At 62.4% G+C, this 23,667-nt stretch carries 19 protein-coding genes; 16 read left to right on the top strand and 3 right to left on the bottom strand.

Translation table 11 applies throughout. From position 1 onward, the window contains the following. Positions 1-41 precede the first annotated feature (41 nt). The gene (atzF, locus tag E0H22_RS19660) at positions 42-1,856 is read right to left on the bottom strand and encodes an allophanate hydrolase (RefSeq protein ID WP_233022669.1); all 1,815 of its coding nucleotides are present in this window, start codon (positions 1,854-1,856) and stop codon (positions 42-44) included. 240 nt (positions 1,857-2,096) lie between these two features. On the opposite strand from atzF, the gene E0H22_RS19655 reads away from it, so the two are divergent. Genes E0H22_RS19655 through E0H22_RS19620 form a run of 8 tightly spaced genes read left to right on the top strand, consistent with a single transcriptional unit; the run spans position 2,097 to position 10,142 of the window. Beyond that, positions 2,097-3,716, top strand: a complete 1,620-nt coding sequence (locus E0H22_RS19655) for an ABC transporter substrate-binding protein (RefSeq protein WP_233022668.1) — start codon at positions 2,097-2,099, stop codon at positions 3,714-3,716. Between the two features lie 15 nt (positions 3,717-3,731). Continuing rightward, the gene (locus E0H22_RS19650; protein WP_233022667.1) at positions 3,732-4,745 is read left to right on the top strand and encodes an ABC transporter permease; all 1,014 of its coding nucleotides are present in this window, start codon (positions 3,732-3,734) and stop codon (positions 4,743-4,745) included. Positions 4,746-4,754: 9 nt separating this feature from the next. Further along, positions 4,755-5,660, top strand: a complete 906-nt coding sequence (locus E0H22_RS19645; RefSeq protein WP_233022666.1) for an ABC transporter permease — start codon at positions 4,755-4,757, stop codon at positions 5,658-5,660. A gap of 7 nt (positions 5,661-5,667) precedes the next feature. After that, positions 5,668-7,401, top strand: a complete 1,734-nt coding sequence (locus E0H22_RS19640; protein ID WP_233022665.1) for a dipeptide ABC transporter ATP-binding protein — start codon at positions 5,668-5,670, stop codon at positions 7,399-7,401. A 14-nt stretch (positions 7,402-7,415) separates the two neighbouring features. After that, positions 7,416-7,595, top strand: coding sequence for a DUF4089 domain-containing protein (locus tag E0H22_RS19635; RefSeq protein ID WP_233022664.1), 180 nt, complete (start codon positions 7,416-7,418; stop codon positions 7,593-7,595). Then, complete coding sequence (locus E0H22_RS19630; protein WP_233022663.1) at positions 7,585-9,003, top strand: AtzE family amidohydrolase; 1,419 nt, start codon at positions 7,585-7,587, stop codon at positions 9,001-9,003. The genes E0H22_RS19635 and E0H22_RS19630 overlap by 11 nt, the downstream gene beginning before the upstream one ends. A gap of 12 nt (positions 9,004-9,015) precedes the next feature. Further along, entirely contained in the window at positions 9,016-9,411 is a 396-nt protein-coding gene (hpxZ, locus tag E0H22_RS19625) for an oxalurate catabolism protein HpxZ (protein ID WP_233022662.1), read from the top strand. Between the two features lie 14 nt (positions 9,412-9,425). Then, positions 9,426-10,142, top strand: a complete 717-nt coding sequence (locus E0H22_RS19620) for a GntR family transcriptional regulator (RefSeq protein ID WP_430715171.1) — start codon at positions 9,426-9,428, stop codon at positions 10,140-10,142. An 11-nt stretch (positions 10,143-10,153) separates the two neighbouring features. Here E0H22_RS19620 and E0H22_RS19615 read toward each other — a convergent pair whose 3' ends face one another. After that, positions 10,154-10,969 carry a GntR family transcriptional regulator gene (locus tag E0H22_RS19615; protein WP_233022661.1) on the bottom strand — a complete coding sequence of 272 codons (816 nt, stop codon included), beginning with the start codon at positions 10,967-10,969 and terminating at the stop codon, positions 10,154-10,156. Between the two features lie 384 nt (positions 10,970-11,353). On the opposite strand from E0H22_RS19615, the gene E0H22_RS19610 reads away from it, so the two are divergent. From E0H22_RS19610 to E0H22_RS19575, 8 genes are all read left to right on the top strand, one after another. Continuing rightward, positions 11,354-12,376: an ABC transporter ATP-binding protein gene (locus tag E0H22_RS19610; protein WP_233026436.1), complete on the top strand. Its 1,023-nt coding sequence runs from the start codon at positions 11,354-11,356 to the stop codon at positions 12,374-12,376. Beyond that, on the top strand, positions 12,376-13,398 hold the full coding sequence (locus E0H22_RS19605; protein WP_233022660.1) for an ABC transporter ATP-binding protein: 1,023 nt from the start codon (positions 12,376-12,378) through the stop codon (positions 13,396-13,398). Before E0H22_RS19610 ends, E0H22_RS19605 begins: the two co-directional genes overlap by 1 nt. Before the next feature lie 19 nt (positions 13,399-13,417). Next, positions 13,418-14,971, top strand: a complete 1,554-nt coding sequence (locus E0H22_RS19600) for an ABC transporter substrate-binding protein (protein WP_233022659.1) — start codon at positions 13,418-13,420, stop codon at positions 14,969-14,971. A 53-nt stretch (positions 14,972-15,024) separates the two neighbouring features. Next, a complete protein-coding gene (locus E0H22_RS19595; protein WP_233022658.1) occupies positions 15,025-15,981 on the top strand; it encodes an ABC transporter permease in 957 nt (318 codons plus the stop codon). Further along, the gene (locus E0H22_RS19590) at positions 15,978-16,853 is read left to right on the top strand and encodes an ABC transporter permease (RefSeq protein ID WP_233022657.1); all 876 of its coding nucleotides are present in this window, start codon (positions 15,978-15,980) and stop codon (positions 16,851-16,853) included. The genes E0H22_RS19595 and E0H22_RS19590 overlap by 4 nt, the downstream gene beginning before the upstream one ends. A gap of 20 nt (positions 16,854-16,873) precedes the next feature. Continuing rightward, the gene (locus E0H22_RS19585; protein WP_233022656.1) at positions 16,874-18,601 is read left to right on the top strand and encodes an AMP-binding protein; all 1,728 of its coding nucleotides are present in this window, start codon (positions 16,874-16,876) and stop codon (positions 18,599-18,601) included. A 70-nt stretch (positions 18,602-18,671) separates the two neighbouring features. Then, entirely contained in the window at positions 18,672-21,980 is a 3,309-nt protein-coding gene (locus E0H22_RS19580) for a carboxyl transferase domain-containing protein (RefSeq protein WP_233022655.1), read from the top strand. Between the two features lie 14 nt (positions 21,981-21,994). Beyond that, on the top strand, positions 21,995-22,957 hold the full coding sequence (locus E0H22_RS19575; RefSeq protein ID WP_233022654.1) for a hypothetical protein: 963 nt from the start codon (positions 21,995-21,997) through the stop codon (positions 22,955-22,957). A 12-nt stretch (positions 22,958-22,969) separates the two neighbouring features. On the opposite strand, the gene E0H22_RS19570 is transcribed toward E0H22_RS19575, so the two are convergent. Continuing rightward, a complete protein-coding gene (locus E0H22_RS19570) occupies positions 22,970-23,590 on the bottom strand; it encodes a TetR/AcrR family transcriptional regulator (protein ID WP_233026434.1) in 621 nt (206 codons plus the stop codon). Between the last annotated feature and the right edge of the window lie 77 nt (positions 23,591-23,667).

Below are 23,667 nucleotides of genomic sequence, written 5' to 3'. Positions count from 1 at the left end.
TCGTTTCATCGAAGGCCCGATCACGCAGGGTGGAGTCGTCTTCACCTGCCGGAGAGACTGGCGATGTAGTTTCGCCACCCGCCGAATTCGGACACGTCCTTGGCGCCTGCCAGGCCTTCGGCTTCGACAATGAAGCCCTTCGGCGATGTGCCGTCCGCAAGCCTGGTCGTTCCGATGCCCAGTGGTGCGGGGACGCCGACCATGAGTGCGCCTAGTCCTTCAGCCGAAATGGCCCAGACTTCCGTTGCGATCCGGGAGCCCGTGCCTGCGGGGACGCGCAGCAGGCCGGGCCGGGCGGGTGGTCCTCCGGCCAGCGCATAGAGCTTGTAGTCCGGTCCTGTGTCGCTGGCGCGCAGAAAACGTGCGCCGCGGCCGGTCAATTCGTGATTGAGGGGCATGCCCGACAAATGGGCCCCGACCACGGCAAGCTCGATTTCGCCGGGCAGAGCGGCCGGCTGGCCATCACCGGCTGTGGGGACCGGTGTTCGGCTTGCCCCAAGCCTGTCCTGGGTCAACGGGTGCAGTCTTGCGCCGATCGCTGCAAGGAGGCCGTCGGCGCCGCGCGGCGCAATCAGTGTCACGCCGGAGGGAAAGCCGTCGGCGCGCGACGTGCCGGGCACGGCGAGGGCGCAGAGGTCGAGCAGGTTGACGAAGTTGGTATAAGTGCCGAGTTCGCTGTTCGGCGCGATGGGATCGGCCTCGAGATCGGCTACCGTACGCGGGCGCGGATATGTCGGTACGACCAGCACATCGATCTGCGACCAGATGGCATCGGCCGCGCGGCGGAGTTCGGCGAGCTTGTAGATTCCTGCAAAGGCATCGGCCGCGCTCATTCGGGTGGCGCCGCTGATGATCGTTCGCGTGGTCGGATGCATCTGCTCGGGCGTTGTTTCGATAAACGAACGGATCGCCTGATAGCGCTCGGCCACCCACGGGCCGGTATAGAGCAGGGTCGCCACATCGAACATCGGCGTCATGTCGATGGTCGCAGGCGTGCTGCCTTTCGTGACCGATGCGAGTATCCCAAGCGTCGCATCGAATGCATTTTCGCAGAGCGCGTCACCGCCGAAGCGTCGGCTGGCATCATCGGGCACGCCGATGCGCAGGCCGGTCGGCAGCGCCGAGGGCTGGGCCGTGACGGGAAGCGATCGCGAATAGGCGTCCTTCGCATCATGGCCAGCCATGACGCGGAAAGCGCAGTCCGCATCGGCCACCGTGCCGGCAAAGACGGAGATCGTGTCGAGCGTGCGGCACGCCGGTGCGACGCCGGAGGTTGAGACACTGCCGAGCGAAGGCTTGAGTCCGACGATGTTGTTGAGGCCCGCCGGCACCCGGCCGGAGCCGGCGGTGTCGGTGCCGAGCGCAAAGGTGACGAGGCCGTGCCCGACAGCGACGGCGGATCCCGAACTCGAACCGCCCGGCACATAGCGCGCATCGATGGGATTGCGGGGGATCGGATAGGGGCTTCGCACGCCGACAAGGCCGGTGGCAAATTGATCGAGATTGGTCTTGCCAATCAGGATCGCGCCGGCGTCGAGCAGTTTGCGAACCGCGAAGGCCGTTTCCGACGGCGTATAGGCGAATGCGGGGCAGGCCGCGGTGGTCGGAATGCCGGCGACGTCGATGTTGTCCTTGACCGCGAAAGGAATGCCCCAGAGCGGGTAGGTCGCCGGATCGAATGCCGGCAGGGTCTGCGCAGCGGCGCGTGCGGCATCCTCCGGCACCAGGGCAATGAAAATGCCGGGGTCGTCGACATCAGCGATGCGGCGATACACGTCGGCGACGGTTTGTTCGGGGGGGAGCCCGCCGGCATAGGCCGCGTGCAGCTGCGCGATTGTGGGGAAGGGATCCGACATCTTCATTCCTTGCATCTTCTGATCGGAGTCCGTCTCCGATTAGTCTCTGAGCGCGAGATTTATCTGCCAATAAAATAGGCTAATAGCGCCTATTTGTATGCAATGTGTCGACGCCCTTTTAGGCCGCATGTCATCGATTTCAATGAAAACAATCACTTGGGCCGCCTGACGCTGGTCCGTTGCTTGGCACAAACCTTGCGAGTTCTCGCAAATCAAAATTCGTGCCTCGGAGCGTAGAGAATGAAGCGTCGTGATTTTCTGAAGGCCGCCACCGGCGCCGCTGCAGGGACCATGGTGTCGGGCCCGGCGATCTGGTCGTCCGCCAAGGCGGATGCCCGGTCGGAGACCTTGCTGGTGGTATCCGAAAGCGGACCCAACAATCTCGACATCATGGGCGTCGGCACCAATGTGCCCAGCTATGAGGTCGCGTGGAATTGCTACGACCGCCTGATCACGCACGAGATGAAAGAGGGGCCGGGCGGCGTCACCTATTACGACAAGGACAAGTTCAAGGGCGAGCTCGCCGAAGACATGAAGATCGGCGACATGTCGGTGACGTTCAAGCTGAAGAAGAACGCCAAATTCCAGGACGGCACGCCGGTGACGGCGAAGGACGTGAAGTGGTCGCTGGATCGCTCCGTGAGCGTCGGTGGCTTCCCGACCTTCCAGATGAGTGCAGGTTCGCTCACCAAGCCCGAACAGTTCGTCGTCGTCGACGACAACACCGTGCGCGTCGATTTTCTGACCAAGGACAAGCTGACTATTCCCGATCTTGCTGTCATCGTGCCGAGCATCATCAATTCGGAGCTGGTGAAGAAGAACGCCACGGAGAAGGATCCGTGGGGGCTCGAATACACCAAGATGAACACGGTCGGCTCCGGCGCCTACAAGGTGACCAAGTGGACCGCCGGCACCGAAGTGATCATGGAACGCAACGACTCCTGGGTCGGCGGTCCCCTGCCCAAGATCAAGCGCGTGATCTGGCGCATGGTGCCGCAGGCGGGCAACCGGCGTGCGCTGCTGGAGCGCGGCGATGCCGACATTTCGTATGAACTGCCGAACCAGGATTTCGCCGAGCTGAAGAAGGCGGGCAAACTCAACGTCACCTCGGTGCCGATCAGCAATGGCATCCAGTATCTCGGCATGAATGTCACGCAGCCGCCCTTCAACAATCCGAAGGTACGTGAGGCCATCGCCTTGGCGGTCCCGTATCAGAAGATCATCGACGCGGTGATGTTCGGTCTCGCCAATCCGATGTTCGGCGCCGCTGCCAACACGCCGACCGAAGTGAAGTGGCCGCAAGCGACGAAGTACAACACCGACATGGCCAAGGCGAAGGCGCTGATGGTGGAGGCCGGCTATCCCAATGGTTTCGAGACCACGCTGTCCTTCGATCTCGGCTTCGCCGGTGTCAACGAGCCGCAATGCATCCTGATCCAGGAGGCGCTCGCGCAGATCGGCATCAAGACCACGATCAACAAGATTCCGGGCGCTAACTGGCGCACCGAACTGAACAAGAAGGTGCTGCCGCTTTACGTCAACATCTTCTCTGGCTGGCTCGATTATCCCGAATACTTCTTCTATTGGTGCTACCGCTCTGGCAATTCGATCTTCAACACGATGAATTACTCATCGCCCGAGATGGACAAGCTGATCGCGGGCGCCCGCACCGCGGCAGCCACGGGTGATATCGCGGCCTACGACAAGGACGTGAAGGGGTTTGTCGATCTCGCTTTCAGCGATATCCCGCGTATCCCGCTGTATCAGCCTTATCTGAATGTCGCGATGCAGAAGAACGTGTCGGGCTTCCAGTACTGGTTCCACCGCCGGCTCGACTATCGCGCGATGGTCAAGGCGTAGACGTCGGGGATCGTCATGCTCGCATTGATCGGCAAGCGCCTGCTGTTAGCTATTCCGAGTTTGATCGGCGTGGTGATCGTCACGTTCCTGCTGACGCGCGCACTGCCCGGCGATCCCGCGGCCTACTTCGCCGGACCTGCGGCGGACAAACAGGTCATCGAGGACATCCGAAGGAAACTCGGTCTCGACAAACCGCTGGTCGAACAGTTCCTGCGCTATACGTCGGATCTCGCACAGGGGGATTTCGGAAACTCGCTAACCACCGGACAGCCGGTTGCGACCGAACTTCGCAACCGTCTGCCGGCTTCGGCGGAACTGACTTTGTTCGGGCTTTTCGTTTCCGTCGTCATCGCCATCCCGCTCGGTATTCTTGCGGCGACAAAGCCAGGATCGTGGATCGATCATCTATGCCGGGTGACCACGACAGCCGGTGTGTCGTTGCCCGTCTTCTTCACCGGGCTTGTGTTGGTCTATGTCTTCTATTTCAAGCTCGGCTGGTCGCCGGCGCCGCTGGGACGACTCGATGTCTTCGCGAGCGCGCCGCCGACAGTGACTGGGTTCTATGTTATCGACAGCATCGTTGCCCGCGATTGGGAGGCGTTTCGGTCGGCGCTGAGTCAGTTGATCCTGCCGGCGGCCACGCTCGCAATTTTCTCGCTGGCGCCGATCGCACGCATGACGCGTGCGTCGATGCTGGCAATCCTCGCCTCGGATTTCGTGCGCACTGCGCGGGCCAGCGGTTTGTCTCCGCGCGCGGTCATCGTCACTTACGCGTTCCGGAATGCCATGCTGCCGGTCATAACCACGTTGTCGATGACCTTTTCCTTCCTGCTCGGTGCCAATGTGCTGGTGGAGAAGGTCTTCGCCTGGCCGGGCATCGGCTCCTATGCGGTGGAAGCTCTGATCGCGTCGGACTTCGCGCCGGTGCAGGGCTTCGTGCTGACCATGGCGATCATGTATGTGTTGATCAATCTCCTGATCGACATTCTTTACGGGGTGATCGACCCGCGCATGCGGCTGGAAGGCTGAGGTGAGACCATGAATGCAATCACGCCCATTGCAGCCGATACACCGGCAGCATCGCGCAGGACGTCGAGCTTTGTCGCTACTCTCCAGCACACCCGCTATATTCTCAGCGAGAACCGCGTCACGGCATTCGCCTTCGGTCTGCTAGTCGTGATCGTGTTTGCGGCGGTGTTCGGCCCCTATGTGGTGCCGCACGATCCGCTCGCCAGCAACACCATGCAAGCACTGAAGCCACCATCGGCCGCCAACTGGTTCGGCACCGATCAACTCGGCCGCGATATCTTCAGCCGCGTGGTGGTGGCGACGCGGCTCGATTTGTTCATTGCGGTGGCATCGGTCGCGCTGGTGTTCGCCATGGGGGGACTCGCGGGCATCGCTTCCGGTTATTTCGGCGGCTGGACCGACCGCATCGTCGGTCGCATCGCCGATACCATCATGGCCTTTCCGCTGTTTGTGCTGGCAATGGGTATCGTCGCTGCACTCGGCAACTCCGTACAGAATATCATCATCGCCACTGCTATCGTGAATTTCCCGCTCTATGCCCGGGTCGCCCGCGCCGAAGCGAATGTGCGCCGCGAGGCCGGTTTCGTGCAGGCCGCGCGGCTGTCCGGCAACAGCGAGATGCGGATTCTGTTGGTGCATATCTTGCCCAACATCATGCCGATCATGATCGTGCAGATGTCGCTCACCATGGGTTATGCGATCCTCAACGCCGCAGGTCTGTCGTTCATCGGTCTCGGCGTGCGGCCGCCGACGCCTGAATGGGGTATCATGGTCGCCGAAGGTGCGGCTTTCATGGTGTCGGGCGAATGGTGGATCGCGCTGTTTCCCGGCCTTGCGCTGATGATTGCGGTGTTCTGTTTCAACCTGCTCGGCGATGGTCTGCGCGACATCGTCGATCCGCAGCGGCGCACGTGAGGAAGTTATGACGGCTCAGCCCCTTCTCGACGTCCGGAACCTCACCGTCGAATTCGCCACCCGCCGCGGCATCGTCAAGGCGGTGCAGCAGGTCGATATCTCCGTCGCCAAGGGCGAGACGCTTGGCATCGTCGGTGAAAGCGGCTCGGGCAAATCGGTGACGTCCTATGCTGTGATGCGCATCCTCGATCGCGCCGGCAAGATCGCCGAGGGCTCGGTGATGTTTTCCGGCGTGGATGTGAAGGCCGCGACCGAGACGCAGATGCGCGACCTGCGTGGTCGCGAAGTCTCGATGATCTTCCAGAACCCGCGTGCGGCGCTCAATCCGATCCGCAAGGTGGGGCACCAGATCGAGGATGTGCTGCGCCAGCATGCGCAGGCCGGCAGCAATGACCGCGCAGAAAAGGCCATCGAGGCGCTGGAGCAGGTCAAGATCGCGCGCGCCCGCGAACGTTACCATGCCTATCCGTTCGAACTCTCGGGCGGCATGTGTCAGCGTGTGGTGATCGCGCTCGCGCTTGCCTGCAATCCACAGCTCCTGATCGCGGATGAGCCGACCACCGGTCTCGACGTCACCACGCAAAAGGCGGTGATGGATCTTGTGACGGAGCTCACCAAGAGCCGCGGCATGTCGACAATCCTGATCACGCATGATTTGGGCCTCGCGGCTGCCTATTGTGACCGCGTGGTGGTGATGGAGAAGGGGAGGGTCGTCGAGACGGCACTATCAGCCGATATCTTCGCCAATCCACAGCATCCCTATACGAGAAAGCTGATGCAGGCGACACCGCGGCTTGGCATCTCGCTGCGGGACCTGCTGCCGGCGGAAGAACGGGCGGCGACGCCTGTGACCGTTACCCCTCATCCCGACCTTCTTCCCGCAAGCGGGGAGAAGGAGAAGAAGTCACCGCTCCTTACGATCGAAAACCTGGTCAAGGAATATCCCCGTCAGGGCGCGACCGCGACGTTATCAAAGCTCTTCGGCCGCAAGCCTGCTTTGGAGCCTGACGTCTTCCGAGCTGTGGATGGCATCAGCTTCAGTGTCGGTTGCGGAGAAAGCGTCGGCCTTGTCGGCGAGTCCGGCTGCGGCAAATCCACCACCTCGATGATGGTGATGCGGCTGATCGACAAGACCTCCGGCCGCATCGCCTTCGATGGCGATGAGATCGGCGAGATCGCACCGAATGCCTTTGCGCGCTTGCCGCTGCGCAAAAGCATCCAGATGGTGTTTCAGGACCCGACGGACAGCCTCAATCCGCGCTTCACTGCCGCGCGGGCCATCGCCGATCCGATCATGCAGCTCGGCGATGTCAAGGGCAGGGACGCGCTGCGCGCGAGATGCGAGGAGCTGGCGCGGCAGGTCGGGTTGCCCGTCGAATTACTGGACCGCTTTCCGCACCAGATGTCCGGCGGTCAGAAGGCGCGCGTCGGCATCGCCCGCGCCATCGCGCTGCGGCCGAAGCTGATTATTCTGGATGAGCCGACTGCGGCGCTCGACGTCTCCGTGCAGGCGGTGGTGCTCAACCTGCTGCAGGACCTCAAGCAGTCCATGGGCATGAGCTATCTGTTCGTCTCGCACGATCTGAACGTGGTGCGCTTGCTGTGCGATCGTGTCATCGTGATGCGCGCCGGGTGTATCGTGGAGCAAGGCGTGACGGACGCGGTGATGGACGATCCGCAGGACGACTATACGAAGCAGCTGCTGACGGCGATTCCGCACCCGCCGCTGCCGGTTCATTGACGAGAAGGATGGCCATGAGCGACAAGCTGGACGATTATATCCATGCCTTATCTGCCGCTTTATCGTTGCCGATCGATCCGGCATGGCAACCGGCAGTGAAAATGAATCTCGAAGTGTCGCTGCGCATGGCGCGGCTCGTGGACGAATTTTCGCTTCCCGACGAATCCGAACCGGCCCCGATCTATGTCGCTTGATCCCGTTCTCACGCCGGATGGCGACTGGCGCCCGGCTGCCGATATCGCCAAAGCGGTCGCGGCCAAGAAGACCTATGCGCTCGATGTCATCGAGGTCGCGCTGGCGCGGATCGAGCGGCACAATCCGACGCTCAACGCATTTACCGACGTCACGGCGGATCGTGCTCTTACTCGTGCGCGCGCGCTCGATGCAGCAATCGCCCGGGGCGAGGCTGTCGGTCCGATGGCCGGCGTGCCATTCGCAGCCAAGAATCTGTTCGATATCAAGGGGCTGCCGACGCGCGCCGGCTCGAAGATCAATCGCGACCGGCCGCCAGCGCCACGCGATGCCACGCTGATCGAGCGCATGGAAGCTGCCGGCGCCATATTGGTCGGCGGATTGAACATGGGCGAATACGCCTACGACTTTACTGGCGAGAACGTTCATGACGGACCCTCGCGCAATCCGCACGACGTTACGCGGATGACCGGCGGCTCATCGGGGGGCTCGGGCGGCGCGGTGGGGGGTAGCCTCGTGCCGATCGCGCTTGGCTCCGACACCAACGGTTCGATCCGTGTGCCATCATCCTTCTGCGGCATTTTCGGATTGAAGCCGACCTATGGACGGCTCTCACGGGCGCGTTCGTTCCCGTTCGTGACGAGTCTCGATCATCTCGGTCCCTTCGCCCGCAATGTCGCCGATCTCGCGCTGTCCTACGACATCATGCAGGGACCGGATTCCGACGATGCCGCCTGTACGACGCGGCAGGCCGAGCCAGTGTCGGAGCTGATCGGGCAGGGCGTTGGGAACCTCCGCATCGCCGTCGCGGGCGGTTATTTCCAGAAGAATCTGATGCCCGAGGCCCTCGAGGCGGTCGCGACCGTCGCGAAAGCGCTCGGCATCACGGCCACCGTGGAGTTGCCCGAAGTCGGAAAGGCGCGCGCGGCGGCCTATCTGATTTCCACCACCGAGGGCGCATCGCTACATCTCGATCGCCTGCGCAGGCGCGCTGCCGACTTCGATCCGGCAGTACGCGACCGGCTGATCGCGGGCGCCATGGTGCCGTCGGCGCTGGTCGATCGCGCGCAGAAACTGCGCCGCTGGTACCGGGCCAAGGTGCTGGAGATCTTCGAAGCGGTGGATGTCATCGTCGCGCCGGCGACGCCGTGCATCGCGCCAAAAATCGGGCAGGCGACCTTTGAGCTCGACGGCGTCGAATTGCCGGTGCGTGCCAATATCGGCATTCACACCCAGCCGATCTCCTTCATCGGCTTACCCGTGGTCGCTGTCCCTGTACCGCTCGATCCGATGCCGATCGGCGTCCAGATCATCGCGGCGCCGTGGCGAGAAGACGTGGCGTTGCGTGTCGCTTATCATCTGCAGCAAGCCGGTGTGACCGTTGCGCCACATGCAAAAGCGTTTCAATAAACAGGTATGGACATGGATATCGATCTGCCGGACGTGATCGCGGAAGTGAGCGAAGCCTTTGCGCGTTATGAGAACGCGCTGACCACCAACGACACCGCCGTGCTCGGCGAACTGTTTCGCAACGATCCTCGCACCATCCGCTATGGCATGGGCGAAAATCTCTATGGTTACGACGAGATCCAGGCCTTTCGTGGTGCACGTTCGCCGGTCGGCCTTATGCGCCGGATCGAGCGGACGGTGATCACGGCGTATGGTCGCGATACGGCGGTCGCGTCAACCTTGTTCTATCGCGACAATGCGCCCGGCAAGGTCGGACGGCAGATGCAGACATGGGTCCGCTTTCCCGAAGGCTGGCGAATCGTGGCAGCCTCTGTCAGCCTGATCGACGAGCCGCAGGCGTCCAAGTAAAGACGTAAGCCGCAATGAGCGTCGACGACATGCTGATCCAGCAGGGCAAACCGCGCGGTGCCGCGCGCGGATCTGCTGATACGACAAAAGGCAAGCTGACGCGGGCCGAGGAACTGCGTCAGCAACTGTCGGACGAGATCGTGCGCGGTGCACTCGCGCCGGGCTCTCCACTGGATGAGACTGAGCTTGCGCAGCGCTTCAGAGTTTCGCGGACCCCGGTGCGTGAAGCGCTACGTCAGCTCACCGCCAGCGGTCTGATCGAATCGCGCCCGCATCGCGGGGCTGTGGTGGCGCAGCCGTCCATCGAACGCCTGACCGGCATGTTCGAGGCGATGGCTGAGCTGGAGGCGCTATGTGCAGGGCTTGCGGCCGAGCGGATGTCGGCCATGCAGCGCCATGCGCTTGAGGCGATCCACGAGGAGCTGCGGGTCCTCAGCTATGACGGAAATCCCGAGCGCTTTCACGAAGTCAACGAGCGTTTTCACAACGCGATCTACAAGGGATCGCAGAACGACTACATCGCCGAGATTACTTTGGCGACGCGGGTTCGCGTGCAGCCGTTCCGGCGTGCTCAGTTCCGCAATCTCGGACGTCTTGCGAAGTCACAGGCCGAGCACGACCGTGTCGTCGTCGCCATCATGCGTGGTGACCGGACCGGCGCTGCGACCGCCATGCGTGATCATATCGTGCTGGTGCGCGATGAATATGAACACTATGCGGTGTCGCTCTAGATACTGTGGGATCAAGCGCGAAGTGGTGGCAGGACAATCTTGTTTGTGGTGGACGAGTTCGGCTCGTCGTCATAGGACAGCGCGTGCAGATCCAGCGTCTCGCCGCGGAGGCGGGAGAGTGTCGTCAGGGCGCGGTCGCGATCGCCTTCCAGCAGCTGGGCGAGGTGCACTGCGGCAGCGTTGGGCTTTCGCTGCCGGATCGCCTTGAGGGTTGATGTGATCAGGCCGGCGCTCATGTGACGGAGATCGCGCGTCTGGTAGTCTAGGGGCGTCTTCCAGATCGTGGTCCAGACGGTGTGATTGGCTAGATCAGTCAGCAGCTCGACGAGCAATTCGTTGCCGGAGCCGCGCGCGATCGTCTTGACGGCACGCGTCATCGTGCGCGCGAATGAGATGGGATCGTCGATCTCGATCAGGGCATTCATTTCATCGCAGCGCCGCGCCAAAGTGTCGATATAGCTCTCGATCGGCGCCGTTGCCATGGTGCGTGCGGCGAGCGTCGATAGAGCCGTACGCACATTGAAAAGATCTGCCACTGATTTCAGCGATAGCGGCTTGATATACGCGCCGCGGCGTGGGCGCAGTTCGACGAGGCGCCGCCGCTCGAGGATGCGAATGGCTTCGCGAATGGGGCCGCGGCTGACGCCGAAGTCCCGAGCGAGATCCAGTTCGACAAGGCGTTCCCCGGCTTTGCGCCGACCGGATACGATCTCGGCGCCGAGTTCCTCGGCGACTTGATCGGGCAGGGTGCGCGGCGCGAATCTGCGTTCGCTCTCCTTGTCTCTTCCTCTGTCGTCGGTCGATGGCTTGCGAAGCGGCGCTGCCATGACGGTCTCCCTCGAAGCTGTAGCGGTCTCGATCTGCACGCGGTGCGCATGCCCGCAGCCTTGCTACTGCGAAAGTCAATTGTTGACAATCGACAATCAGTCACCTTTCATGGGTGGACCATCGCGCGGTCGATACCGGCATCAAGCCGGACGTGCGTTGCAAAGTCCCGGCGTCAGACCGGGACGCAGGGAGGTGCACATGGCGAAAACATCCGCGCCGATGGCTGGCCGGCTGACCGTGATCCAAGGGGCCACTGCATTTCGGGCGGTGCCGATCCCGAGAAGGCTTGCAGTATCTGCGACGCCTGTTGTCACATCTTTTTGCGCGCGCATGTCGTGAGCGCTTCGATGCAGCGTGTAGAGCAGACACCCATCGATTCCGGTATGCGCGGATATGGACACTCGGGCGTGACAGCGCCGGTTCAGCCATTGCTGGAGGTGCGCGATCTGTCGCTGTCCTTCACGACCGGACGCGGCGCGTTGTCGATCACGCGGAACGTCAGTTTCTCCATCGCGCCCGGCGAGCGCGTCGGCCTCGTTGGCGAAAGCGGCTGTGGCAAGACCGTGACCGGCCTGTCACTGCTTCGCCTGCTGCCGCCGCAATCGGCTCGGATCGACGGTGAAATCCTGTTCAACGGCACCAATCTCGCAACGCTCTCGGCGCGGCGAATGCGCGCAGTGCGCGGGCGCGACATCGCGATGATTTTCCAGGAACCGATGAGCGCGCTCGATCCGGTCTTCACCGTCGGCGACCAGATCAGCGAGGCTTACCGTATTCACTTTCCGGTCAGTCGCGCGGAGGGGCGCGAGCGCGCCATCAAGGCATTGCGAGACGTCGGCATCCCCGCGCCCGAGCGTCGCTGCGATGAGTATCCGCATCAATTGTCTGGTGGTATGCGGCAGCGCGTCATGATCGCGATGGCGCTGATCTGTGAACCGAAGCTGTTGATTGCAGATGAGCCGACGACAGCGCTCGATGTCACCGTGCAGGCTCAGATCACCGATCTCCTGCGCTCCCTGAGCGAGCGCACCGGCACTGCGCTGGTCTTCATCACCCATGATCTCGGCGTCGTCGCCGAAACCTGCACGCGCATGATCACCATGTATGCGGGCGAGGTGGTTGAGGATGCGCCGGTGGACGACGCGCTGATGCGGCCGCGCCATCCCTATACGTCCGGTCTGCTGCGATCCTTGCCTGGCTTGAGCGAGCGGCGCGGCGCGCTTCCTTCGATTCCCGGCCGCGTGCCGTCGCCGAATGCCATGCCTGCCGGTTGCCGCTTCCGCTCGCGTTGCAAATACGCGGCGCCGGGTTGCGAGCGCGAACAGCCGATGGTCGCGACTGATGCCGGCCGCGCAGCGCGCTGCTGGCGTGCGCCGGCGCTCGAATTGCCGGGAGCGGTCAACTGATGTCGGCTATCGAAGACAATGACAGCGGCGTCCTCGCTGTGCGCGACTTGCGCATCCTGTTTCCGACACGCGACGGTCGCGACACGGTCAAGGCGATCGACGGCATGGACTTCGATGTCCGTCGGGGCGAGACGTTCGGCGTCATAGGCGAGTCCGGCTCTGGGAAGACCACGCTTGGCCGCGCGCTGGTATCCCTGTTGCCGCCGACCGACGGCAAGATCCTGCATGACGGGACCGATCCGGCGACCCTCACTACCGAGCGATTTCGCGCGCATCGCCGCGATTACCAGATCATCTTTCAGGACCCGAATGCCGCGCTGAATCCGCGCATGACCATCATCGACAGCATCGTCGAACCCATGGAGATCATGGGCGAAGGCGATGCGGCGTCGCGCCGCCGGCGCGGGATCGCGATGCTGGATCGCGTCGGACTGTCGGCGGAAGCCGCCGATCGTTATCCGCATCAATTGTCGGGCGGGCAGAAGCAGCGCGTCAATATCGCGCGCGTGCTGACGCTACGCCCGAAAGTGATCGTCTGCGATGAGGTCGTCGCGGCGCTCGACGTCTCTATTCGCGGCGATGTGCTCAATCTGTTCGCCGATCTGCAGCGCGAGTTTGGTCTGACCTATGTGTTTATCACCCACGATATTTCCGTGGTGTCGCATATTTCCGATCGGATCGCGGTCACCTATCTGGGCAAACTGATGGAGCTCGGCTGCGCCGAGGATGTCGTGGAACGGCCACTGCATCCCTATACGCGGGCGCTGCTGTCGGCGGAGCCGGTCCCGCTGCCGTCGCATCTGCGGGTCGATCGCCGCATCATTCTTGAAGGTGAGATACCGAGCCCCGTTTCGCCGCCATCGGGCTGCCGCTTCCGCACGCGCTGCCCGTCGGCACAGCCGCGCTGCGCAGAGGAAGTTCCGGCGTGGCGCGAGGTCAAGCCGGGTCATCGCGTTGCCTGTCATTTCGCGACGGCCGATGGCTCGCCAGCAGATAATCAGAAGGCGCCAAAGGCGTCATAATCATCGGGAGGAGAACAAGATGCGTGTGATCGATCTCGGACAGCGGCAATTGCGCCGCCGCGATATCCTGGCGCTGATGGGCGGCGCTGCGGCGGCAGGCACATTGGGGCTGCCGGCATTTGCCGAGGAAGCGAAGAAGGGCGGTGTGCTGAAAGTTGCTGCGCCAGCCAATCCGTCGTCGCTCGATCCCGCGACCGGTGGCGCCGGCTCCGATCACAGCATTCTCTGGACCATGTATGACACGCTGGTCGAATGGGACTACGAGACGTTGAAGCCCAAGCCGGGCATGGCGAAGTGGACGTTCCCCGATCCGAAGACAATGGTGCTGGACATCACGGGTGGCATCAAGTTCCACGATGGCACCACGCTCGATGCCGAGGCCGTGAAGTTCAATCTCGAACGGAACCGCTCGGATCAGCGCTCCAACGTCAAGCCCGATCTGTCCAGCGTCGAGAGCATCGAGGTCACCGGCCCGCTGCAAGTCACGCTGAAGCTCAAGAATCCCGACTCCGCGCTGCCGGCAATTCTCTCCGATCGCGCCGGCATGATGGTTTCCCCCACCAATATCAAGGCGCTCGGCAACGACACGGATCGCAAGCCCATCGGCGCCGGACCGTGGAAGTTCGTGCGCTGGAATGACAACGAGATTATCGTCGTCACCCGTCACGAGGATTATTGGCGTAAGGGCCGCCCCTATCTCGACGGCATCGAATTCAACATCATCACGGAAAATGCGACGGCGCTGCGCTCGGTGGTGGCGGGTCAGAACGACATGGCATTCCAGTTGCCCGCCCGCCTGAAGCCGGTGATCGAGCGCGCCAAGAATCTGACGACGGTGACCTCGCCAACACTGTACTGCATCCAGCTCTACTTCAATTATGCCCGCGCGCCTTTGGACAACGTGAAGGTCCGCCAGGCAATCAACTTTGCTCTCGACCGCGACGTGTTCGTCAAGGCGGCGCTCAGCGGCCTTGGCGAGCCCGCCCGGATGACGCTGCCGAGTTCGCACTGGGCCTATAACAAGGATGTCGCCAATACCTATCCGCACGATCCGGAGCGTGCGAAGAAACTGCTTGCCGAGGCCGGGTACAAAGACGGTCTCGAACTCACCATCGGCGGTTATACCGACCAGGACTCGGTGCGCCGTGGCGAGGTGATTCAGGATCAGCTCGGCAAGGCCGGCATCCGTTTGAAGTTCACCCGCGGCACCATCGCCGAAATCAGCGCACAGTTCTTTGCGACCGAGAAGAAGTTCGATCTTCTGGTGTCGGCCTGGACCGGGCGTCCCGATCCGAGCATGACCTATGGGCTCGGCTTCGACAAAGACGCCTACTACAACGCCGGCCGCACGGCCGATCCGGAGCTGTCCAGGTTGATCAAGGAGAGCCGGGCCAGCGAGGATCTCAGCAAGCGGGCCGAAATCTTTGCCAAGATTCAGAAGATCACCGTCGAAACCGCACTGTCGGCGCCACTCGCGTTCCAGTTCGAGCTCGACGCCTTGTCGGCCAAGGTGAAGGGCTTCAAGCCGAACCTGCTCGGCAAGCCGAAATTCGAGAATATCTCCCTCGGATAATGCCAACGGCGCCGTGCGCGATGCGCGGCGCCGCCTTTCAGGTGAAATGGCACATGAGAAAATCTGCTCGTCTCCGCATCGTCGGCCGCCGCTTGCTCCAGGCGCTTCCGGTCGTGATCTTGTCCACCTTTATCGTGTTCGGCCTGCTCAAGCTGGTGCCGGGCGATGTCGCCGTGACACTTGCGGGCGACAATGCCTCCGAACAGCGCATCGCCGAGATTCGCGAGATCTACGGCCTCAATCAACCGTTGCTCGTTCAGTATGGCTCCTGGCTCTTCAAGGCGTTGCACGGTGATCTGTCGAAATCGCTGATCTCGAACGAGGCAGTGCTGACGGCGATCCAGCGTTGCCTGCCGCACACGATCTTGATCGTGGTTCTGGCATTGTTGACGGCGCTCGTCATCGGCATTCCGCTGGGCATCGCTGCGGCGACGAAGCCCGGCTCGTGGATCGACGGCTTCGTGATGGCGATCGCCTCGCTCGGCGTTGCCGTGCCGAATTTCTGGCTCGGCATGTTGCTCGTTGCCTTCTTCTCGCTGCAGCTCAACTGGCTGCCTGCGACCGGTGCGGCGTCGTTGATGAAGGATCCATGGGTCGCCCTCAGTCACGCCATCCTTCCGGCAGTTGCCCTTGCATCCGGCGGTATCGCCGAAGTCGCGCGGCAATTGCGCTCGTCCCTGGTGGAAATCCTGTCGTCGCAGCAGGTGCGAACGCTGCATGCAAAGGGCCTGCCGCCGTCATCGATCCTGTGGCGGCATGGCCTCAAGAATGTCAGCGTGAACCTGCTTACGGTGGTGAGCCTGCTCGCCAATCGCATGCTGGCGGCGACGGTGGTCGTCGAAGCGGTGTTCGCCATTCCCGGCATGGGCGGATTGATCGTCAATGCGGCCATGAACCGCGACTTTCCTGTGGTGCAGGGCGTCGTCTTCGCCATGGTGCTGATCGTCGTCTGCATCAATCTTCTGACGGACATTCTCTACAGCGTTCTCGATCCGAGGATCTCATCATGACCGATGCCATGATGACAGCACCGCGCCAGCCCAGCCGACTCTCGGGTTTCGGTCGCTGGCTGGTCACCGATATTCGCGGCGCGATCAGCCTCGGCTTTTTGCTGGCGCTGCTGCTGATCTCGGTTCTCGCGCCGTGGATCTCGCCCTACAACCCCGTGGCGCAAAACATCGATGCGTCACTGGCGACGATGTCGGCGCAACACTGGCTCGGCGCCGACGATCTTGGCCGCGACACGCTGAGCCGGTTGATCTATGGCGGTGTCGCGTCGCTCTACGCCAGTTTCCTCGCCGTTGCGATTGCGGTGCTGATCGGGGTACCCGTCGGTGTGCTTGCCGGCTATCTCGGTGGCTGGGTTGATACGGTGATCAGCCGCATCATCGACAGTTTTCTGTCCTTTCCGGCCATCGTGCTGGCGATCGCGGTCACGGGCGCCCTCGGCATCGGTCTCACCAATGGCATGATCTCGGTGGGCATCGTGTTCTCGCCGCAGCTGGCACGTCTTGTTCGTGCCCGTACGCTTGTGGTGCGCAGCGAACTCTATGTGGATGCCGCGCGCTGCTTCGGAGGCTCGACTGTCCGCATTCTCTGGCGGCATGTGCTGCCGAATGCGATCCAGCCAGTGATCGTCCAGGTCACGCTGCTGCTCGCCGCAGCATTGCTTGCCGAAGCCAGCCTCAGCTTTCTCGGCCTTGGCATTCAGCCGCCGGAACCGAGCTGGGGCGCGATGCTCGCGCGCGCCTATCAGAACATGGAGATCGCGCCCGAGCAGATGTATCCGCCCGGCCTCGCGATTCTGTTCACCGCGCTGGCCTTCAACACGTTGGGTGAGTCGCTGCGCGTCGCCCTCGATCCCACAATGAAACGCAACTGACCAGAACAAGGAAGACGGTGATGACCGCAGATACCAAGGAAGCCCAAAAGGAAACCGACTATCTGGCCCGACTGCACGAGCTCTGGGCCAAGGCCTGGCCGAAAGGGACACCGAACACGCCGCAATATCCCCACGGCGAAGTGGCGTTGACCGAATATCTTCGCATCTGGGCACGGCTGCAGCCGCAGAAGCCGGCAGTAATCTTCTATGGCCACGTCACCAGCTATGCCGATCTTGACCGGCAGAGCGATCGCTTTGCTGCCTTGTTGATGGCGAAGGGTGTTCGCAAGGGCGACCGCGTCGCCGTCTTCATGCCGAACTGCCCGCAATTCCATATCGCGTTCTTCGGCATCCTCAAGCTTGGTGCCATCCACGTTCCGGTAAGCCCGTTGTCGCGCGCGTTCGAGCTCGCCTATGAGCTCAACGACACCGACGCTGAAGTCATTGTCGCGCTCGACCAGTTGGCTCAGGTGGTTGATCAGGTCCGCGGCGAGACCAAGCTACGGGAAGTGATTGTCACTTCCTTCGCCGATGTCATTCCGTCCGAGCCAACCATTCCGGTTCCGGACTCCATTCGCGGCCCGCGCATCGCGGTTCCAGGAACGACAGATCTGCTGCCTGCGCTTGCGGCCTTGCCTGCGCCGAAGCCGCTGCCGCCCGCCGCGCTCGATGATATCGCGGCGCTGAATTACACCGGGGGCACCACGGGCATGCCTAAAGGCTGCGTCCATACCCAGCGCGATATGGTCTATACGGCCGCGGCCAATCACGGCATTTCGGTCGTTTCCAACCAGAACAGCATCTATCTGTCGTTCTTCCCGGAATTCTGGATTGCGGGCGAGAATTTCGGCCTGATCTTTCCGCTGTTCGCCGGTGCGACGCTGGTGCTGCTGGCGCGCTGGGACGCGGTGGGCGCGCTGGCGGCCATTGACCGCTACAAGGTCAACATCACTGCGATGCCCGTGGATGGTGCCGTCGAGCTGATGGATCATCCGCGCTTCAAGGAGTTTGACCTGTCTTCGCTCAGCCAGGTCCGCGTCGTTTCCTTCGTGAAGAAACTCAATCCCGACTATCGCAAACGCTGGAAGCAGCTCACCGGCATCGTCCTCACGGAAGCCTCGTGGGGCATGACGGAAACGCACACGTCGAACACGTTCGTATCCGGCTTCCAGGAGAACGATTTCGATCTGCTGTCGCAGCCGATCTTCGTCGGCCTCCCCGTGCCGGGAGCCGAATTCAAGATCACCGATTTCGAGACCGGCGAACTGGTGCCGCTCGGTGGCGAGGGCGAGATCCGCGTCCGTACGCCATCGTTGCTCAAGAGCTACTGGAACAAGCCCGAGGCCACCGCTCAGTCGCTCGTCGATGGCTGGCTGCGCACCGGCGATATCGGCACCATCGATACGCAGGGATTCCTGCACTTCCTCGGCCGCCGCAAGGAGATGCTGAAAGTGAAGGGCATGAGCGTGTTTCCGCCGGAAATCGAGGCGCTGCTCGGTCAGCACCCGAAAGTGCTGGGATCAGGCGTGGTCGGCCGCGACGATGCCGACAAGGGGCAGGTGCCCGTTGCCTTCATCCAGCTCAAGCCGGAGGCCTATGGCAGCGTGACGCCGGCCGAGATCCAGGCGTGGTGCGCCGAGCGGATGGCCGTCTACAAGGTGCCGGAAGTGCGCATCATCGATGCGCTGCCGATGACCGCCACCGGCAAGGTGAAGAAGCAGGAACTGAACGCCAACGCGCCGCTCTGATCGGTGTGCGCCGCAGTCCGCGCCTCGCGAAGGTCGCGCCGGATCGTGTCTGTTGTCTACGGAGAGTTTGATGTCCTTTCGTAAATTGCTGATCGCCAATCGCGGCGAGATCGCCATTCGCATCGCGCGTTCCGCCGCCGACGCCGGCCTCGCCACGGTCGCGATTTACCCGGCCGACGATGCGAATTCGCTGCATGTGCGCATTGCCGATGAGGCGCGAGAAATTCCCGGCCGTGGTGCGCGCGCCTATCTGGATATCGAGGGCGTGATCGGTGCGGCCAAGGCCAGCGGCTGCGATGCTCTGCATCCCGGTTATGGTTTTCTCAGCGAGAACGCGGAGCTTGCACAGCGTTGTGCCGACGAGAGCATCGTCTTTGTCGGTCCATCCCCCGCAGCGCTCAAGCTGTTCGGCGACAAGGTCGCGGCAAAACAGCTCGCCAAGCGCTGCGGCGTCCCGATTATCGCCGGCACCACGGGACCGTCGACTCTGGAAGAGATCAAGGCGTTCTTCACCTCGCTCGGCGACAATGCGGCGATCATGATCAAGGCCATGGCCGGCGGCGGCGGTCGCGGCATGCGCGTGGTCGAGCGTGCAGCCGATATCGACGACGCCTATGCACGCTGCCAGTCCGAGGCCAAGGCCGGCTTCGGCTATGATGGCGTCTATGCGGAGCGTTTGATCCGTAATGCCCGGCATATCGAGGTGCAGATCATCGGTGACCGCCACGGCAATGTCAGTCATCTGTGGGAGCGCGAATGCACCATTCAACGCCGCAATCAGAAACTGGTCGAGATCGCGCCGAGCCCGTCGCTCACGGAGGGGCTGCGTCAGCGGATCGTCGAAGCCGCGCGGCAGCTCGCGTCGGAAGCCAGGTATGACAGCCTTGGCACCTTCGAGTTTCTGGTCGACGGCGAGGCCGGTGAGAGTGATGGCGCTTTTGCCTTCATCGAGGCCAATCCCCGGCTACAGGTGGAGCATACGGTAACGGAAGAGGTGCTGTCCGTCGATCTCGTCGGCGCGCAGCTTGCCGTGGCCGCTGGCGCCACGCTCGCCTCGCTCGGGCTCGACCAGGCGTCGGTGCCGAAGCCGCGCGGTTTTGCGATGCAGTTGCGCATCAATATGGAGACGATGGATGCCACCGGCGGCACGCAGCCGACCGGCGGCACGCTTGCCGTCTTCGAACCGCCGTCGGGTCCGGGTGTGCGTGTCGATACGTTCGGTTATGCCGGCTACAGGACCAGCGCGGCTTTCGACTCGCTGCTCGCCAAGGTCATCGTCCATACGCCGATGCAATGGGCCGATGTCGTCGCTAAAAGTGCGCGGGCCCTGCGCGAGTTTCGCATCGAGGGAGTCGCGACGAATATTCCGTTTATCCAGGCCATCCTCGCCCACGGGGATTTCCAGGCCAATCGTGTCAGCACCAGCTTCATCGATCGGAATGTTGCGGATCTCGTGAAGGCCGCACAAGCCGTCGCACCGCCTCTGTTCGCTACGAGTGGAACGGCTGGGCATGGCCCGGCATCGCCCGCCAGGGCCGAAGCAGCGCCAGAAGGTGCTGTTGCCGTGACCGCGCCGCTGCAGGGAACGATCGTGTCGATCCCGGTCGCCGAAGGCGACATGGTTCTGCCCGGACAGCAGCTCGCCATCATCGAATCCATGAAGATGGAGCATCTCGTCACCGCGTCACAGGGGGGCCGCGTGATGCGCGTCGTCGCGGCCGACGGCGCCACGCTGATGCAGAACGAGGCCATCCTCTATCTCGAGCCGCAGGACGTCGAGGGCGGTCTCGTCGTTGAACAGGCGGAGGTCGATCTCGATCACATCCGGCCCGATCTTGCGGAATTGCTCGCGCGGCAGGCGATCACATTCGACGAAAATCGCCCGTCTTCGGTCGAGCGCCGACGCAAGACCAATCAGCGCACGGCGCGCGAAAACATCGCGCAGCTCGTCGATGACGGCTCCTTCATGGAATATGGCAGCCTGGCCATCGCCGGCCAGCGCCGCCGCCGTTCCGTTGCCGATCTTATCCAGAACACGCCCGCGGACGGATTGATTTCGGGTGTCGCCACGGTCAATGCGAAAACGTTCGGGGAGCATGCGGCGCGCTGCATGGTCATCTCCTACGACTATACGGTTCTTGCCGGCACGCAGGGGCATATGAACCACAAGAAGATCGACCGCATGCTGTCGCTGGTCGAGCAGTGGCGGATGCCGCTGGTGTTCTATGCCGAAGGCGGCGGCGGCCGTCCCGGTGATACGGATCGGCTCGGTCTCACCGGTCTCGACGGGCCGTCCTTCGTCCAGTTTGCCAAGCTCTCGGGCCTCGTGCCGGTAATCGGCGTCGTGTCCGGTTACTGCTTCGCCGGCAATGCCGCGATGCTCGGTTGCTGCGATGTCATCATTGCCACGAAGAATGCGTCGATTGGCATGGGCGGCCCTGCGATGATCGAAGGCGGCGGGCTCGGCGTCTATCATCCGGGCGAAGTCGGTCCCGTCTCCTTCCAGTCGCCGAACGGCGTCGTGGACATCCTCGTCGAGGACGAGGAAGAAGCAACGCGCGTTGCGCAGAAATATCTGTCCTATTTCCAGGGAGCTGTTCCGGAATGGCGTGCACTGGACCAGCGTCTGTTGCGCCGCGCGATCCCGGAGAATCGGCTGCGCGTCTACGACATCCGCAATGTGATCGATCTGATGGCGGATGAAGACTCGGTGCTCGAGATCCGGCGCGATTTCGGCGTCGGCATGATCACTGCCTTCATCCGTATCGAGGGCAAGCCGTTCGGCCTCATCGCCAACAATCCAAAACATCTCGGCGGTGCGATCGATGCAGAAGCCGGCGACAAGGCGGCGCGTTTCATCCAGCTCTGCGACGCCTTTGATATTCCCATCGTCTCGCTCTGCGACACGCCGGGCTTCATGGTTGGCCCCGAGGCGGAGAAGACCGCCATCGTCCGCCATGTGGCCCGCATGTTCGTCACCGGCGCCAGCATCACGGTGCCGCTCTTCGGCATCGTCTTGCGTAAGGGCTACGGGCTCGGCGCACAGTCGATGATCGGCGGCGGTTTCCATGCCTCGTTCTTCACGGCGGCGTGGCCGACGGGCGAGTTCGGCGGCATGGGGCTGGAGGGGTATGTCCGTCTCGGTTTCCGCAAGGAAATGGAGGCCATCGCCGATCCCGTCGAGCGCGAGACCTATTACAAGAACAAGGTGGCCGAGCTCTATGCCAATGGCAAGGCGACCTCGATCGCCTCGGTCTTCGAGATCGACAATGTGATCGATCCCGCGGAAACGCGGCGATGGATCATGGCCGGTCTGCGTTCGGTTCCGGTGCCGCCCGAGCGTATCACGCGCAAGCGACCTTGCGTCGATACCTGGTAAGTCGGAGATTTCAGATGACGATTGCTGCGTTCGAGACCGCCATCGAAGACACGGGCGCCACGCTGATCGGCCCGTGGCGCCAGCCGCGCCAGATGCTGCATGCGCAGACCTACGACTCCCATGCATCCATCCACGACGATGCGACCGCGCAGAAGCTCGGCTTCAAGGGCGGCACCATCGAAGGGCCCACGCATTTCAGTCAGTTTGCGCCGCTCTGCGCGAAGCTGTGGGGGCAAACGTGGTTTGAAGCCGGTTGCCTGTCCGCGCATTATCGCAACGCCGTCTTCGAGGGCGAGGAGGTGCAGGCCATTCTCGAGGAGCCTGCCAATGACGCGCGCCATGCGGCGATCCGCATGGTCAAGCGTGACGGCACGGAAGTGTTGCGCGGCACGGCATCGGTGGGGCCGGATGTGCCGCCATCGGCACTCGATGTCAGGCTCACCGAACTGAAGCCGCTGACCGATGCGGTGATCCTGCGTGACATCCGGATCGGCATGACGACCGCGCCGCAGGACGTGCGGATGGATTTCGACCAGCATATGGGCGATCTCTATCCTTTCTCCCTCGCGCAGAAGCTGAAGGTCATCACCGAGCCGTCGTCCTACTACACGGCGGAAGCGGGCAAGGGATCGCCCTGGGCACGTCCGATCATTCCGATGGAAATGCTGAGCGTCCTGTTCCAGCACGGCAGCAAGAAGGATGGTCTGCCGGTGAAGGGACCGGCCGTGGGCCTGTTTGCCGATCAGGAAATCCGCGTCATCAAGGGACCGCTGTTCGTCGGTGAGGATTACCGGATCCGGCGCGAAGTCGTTGCGATGTCGGGCAGCAAGCGCACCGAGAGTTTGTGGGTGCGAACCGAAGTTCGTGACCGCAATCAGGTCCTTGTGGCAACCATGTTGCTCAACCTGGCAACGCTCAAGGAGTCGTATGCTCCGTATCAGGCGGAATATACCGGCCTTTTCCACAAACAGGATTGAGGCTGCCTCGCGCTAGCGTGCGGCGGCGATCTCCCGCATCAACGGCTTCGATCCATCGAGAAACACGCGGACGGCATCGCGCACGATGTCGTCCAGTTGCTCGGGTGTCGGCGTTTCATAGACGAAGCGCCGGATCGCCATATAGAAGATGCGGCCGTGAAGTCCCCAGAACATCTCGATTTCGCGCTCTGACAAAGGCATTGCGTCTCTGGATGGAAGCTTCAGGTCGTGCCGCAACTCGCAACAGGCCGGCTCGATGATCTGTTCGCGCACGATTTGAAGATAGCGCTTGGTAATGTCGAACGATTTCAACCCCGAGAACACGAAGATGCGAACCCAGTTATACTCGAAAACCTGGCCGACATATTCGAGATAGAACTGCGACAGCCGTGTCTGGAGTGGTATCGACCGATCCCGGATCAGTCCGGCCCAGGCAGGTGACCAGCGGCTGAGATAGATTTCTTCATAGACACGCTCGATCAACGCTTCCTTGCTCGGGAAGTGGCGATAGATGGCCGAATGGGTCATTCCCATGCGCTTGGCCAGCTCGCGCGTCTGCCCGCTAAATCCTTGTTCCGCAAAGAACTTGATTGCTTCGTCGAGGATGAAACGCTCGCGCTCGGCGGCGCGCATGTTGCGACGCGGCGGTTTTTCCGCGGTTTTGGCAGGCTTTTTGACCATATTCTCTTCGATTTGCTTGTGACTGAATA

Origin of the sequence: Rhodopseudomonas boonkerdii, assembly GCF_021184025.1 — a bacterium.
In the GTDB taxonomy this organism is placed as follows: Bacteria; Pseudomonadota; Alphaproteobacteria; order Rhizobiales; family Xanthobacteraceae; genus Tardiphaga; species Tardiphaga boonkerdii.
Note: the sequence above shows the minus strand (reverse complement) of the source record. Positions and strands in the feature narration are given on the sequence as shown.

Coding starts and splice junctions, on each gene's coding strand:
- atzF (WP_233022669.1), bottom strand. CDS start 1,856: ATGTCGGATCCCTTCCCCACAATCGCGCAGCTGCACGCGGCCTATGCC.
- E0H22_RS19655 (WP_233022668.1), top strand. CDS start 2,097: ATGAAGCGTCGTGATTTTCTGAAGGCCGCCACCGGCGCCGCTGCAGGG.
- E0H22_RS19650 (WP_233022667.1), top strand. CDS start 3,732: ATGCTCGCATTGATCGGCAAGCGCCTGCTGTTAGCTATTCCGAGTTTG.
- E0H22_RS19645 (WP_233022666.1), top strand. CDS start 4,755: ATGAATGCAATCACGCCCATTGCAGCCGATACACCGGCAGCATCGCGC.
- E0H22_RS19640 (WP_233022665.1), top strand. CDS start 5,668: ATGACGGCTCAGCCCCTTCTCGACGTCCGGAACCTCACCGTCGAATTC.
- E0H22_RS19635 (WP_233022664.1), top strand. CDS start 7,416: ATGAGCGACAAGCTGGACGATTATATCCATGCCTTATCTGCCGCTTTA.
- E0H22_RS19630 (WP_233022663.1), top strand. CDS start 7,585: ATGTCGCTTGATCCCGTTCTCACGCCGGATGGCGACTGGCGCCCGGCT.
- hpxZ (WP_233022662.1), top strand. CDS start 9,016: ATGGATATCGATCTGCCGGACGTGATCGCGGAAGTGAGCGAAGCCTTT.
- E0H22_RS19620 (WP_430715171.1), top strand. CDS start 9,426: ATGAGCGTCGACGACATGCTGATCCAGCAGGGCAAACCGCGCGGTGCC.
- E0H22_RS19615 (WP_233022661.1), bottom strand. CDS start 10,969: ATGGCAGCGCCGCTTCGCAAGCCATCGACCGACGACAGAGGAAGAGAC.
- E0H22_RS19610 (WP_233026436.1), top strand. CDS start 11,354: ATGCGCGGATATGGACACTCGGGCGTGACAGCGCCGGTTCAGCCATTG.
- E0H22_RS19605 (WP_233022660.1), top strand. CDS start 12,376: ATGTCGGCTATCGAAGACAATGACAGCGGCGTCCTCGCTGTGCGCGAC.
- E0H22_RS19600 (WP_233022659.1), top strand. CDS start 13,418: ATGCGTGTGATCGATCTCGGACAGCGGCAATTGCGCCGCCGCGATATC.
- E0H22_RS19595 (WP_233022658.1), top strand. CDS start 15,025: ATGAGAAAATCTGCTCGTCTCCGCATCGTCGGCCGCCGCTTGCTCCAG.
- E0H22_RS19590 (WP_233022657.1), top strand. CDS start 15,978: ATGACCGATGCCATGATGACAGCACCGCGCCAGCCCAGCCGACTCTCG.
- E0H22_RS19585 (WP_233022656.1), top strand. CDS start 16,874: ATGACCGCAGATACCAAGGAAGCCCAAAAGGAAACCGACTATCTGGCC.
- E0H22_RS19580 (WP_233022655.1), top strand. CDS start 18,672: ATGTCCTTTCGTAAATTGCTGATCGCCAATCGCGGCGAGATCGCCATT.
- E0H22_RS19575 (WP_233022654.1), top strand. CDS start 21,995: ATGACGATTGCTGCGTTCGAGACCGCCATCGAAGACACGGGCGCCACG.
- E0H22_RS19570 (WP_233026434.1), bottom strand. CDS start 23,590: ATGCGCGCCGCCGAGCGCGAGCGTTTCATCCTCGACGAAGCAATCAAG.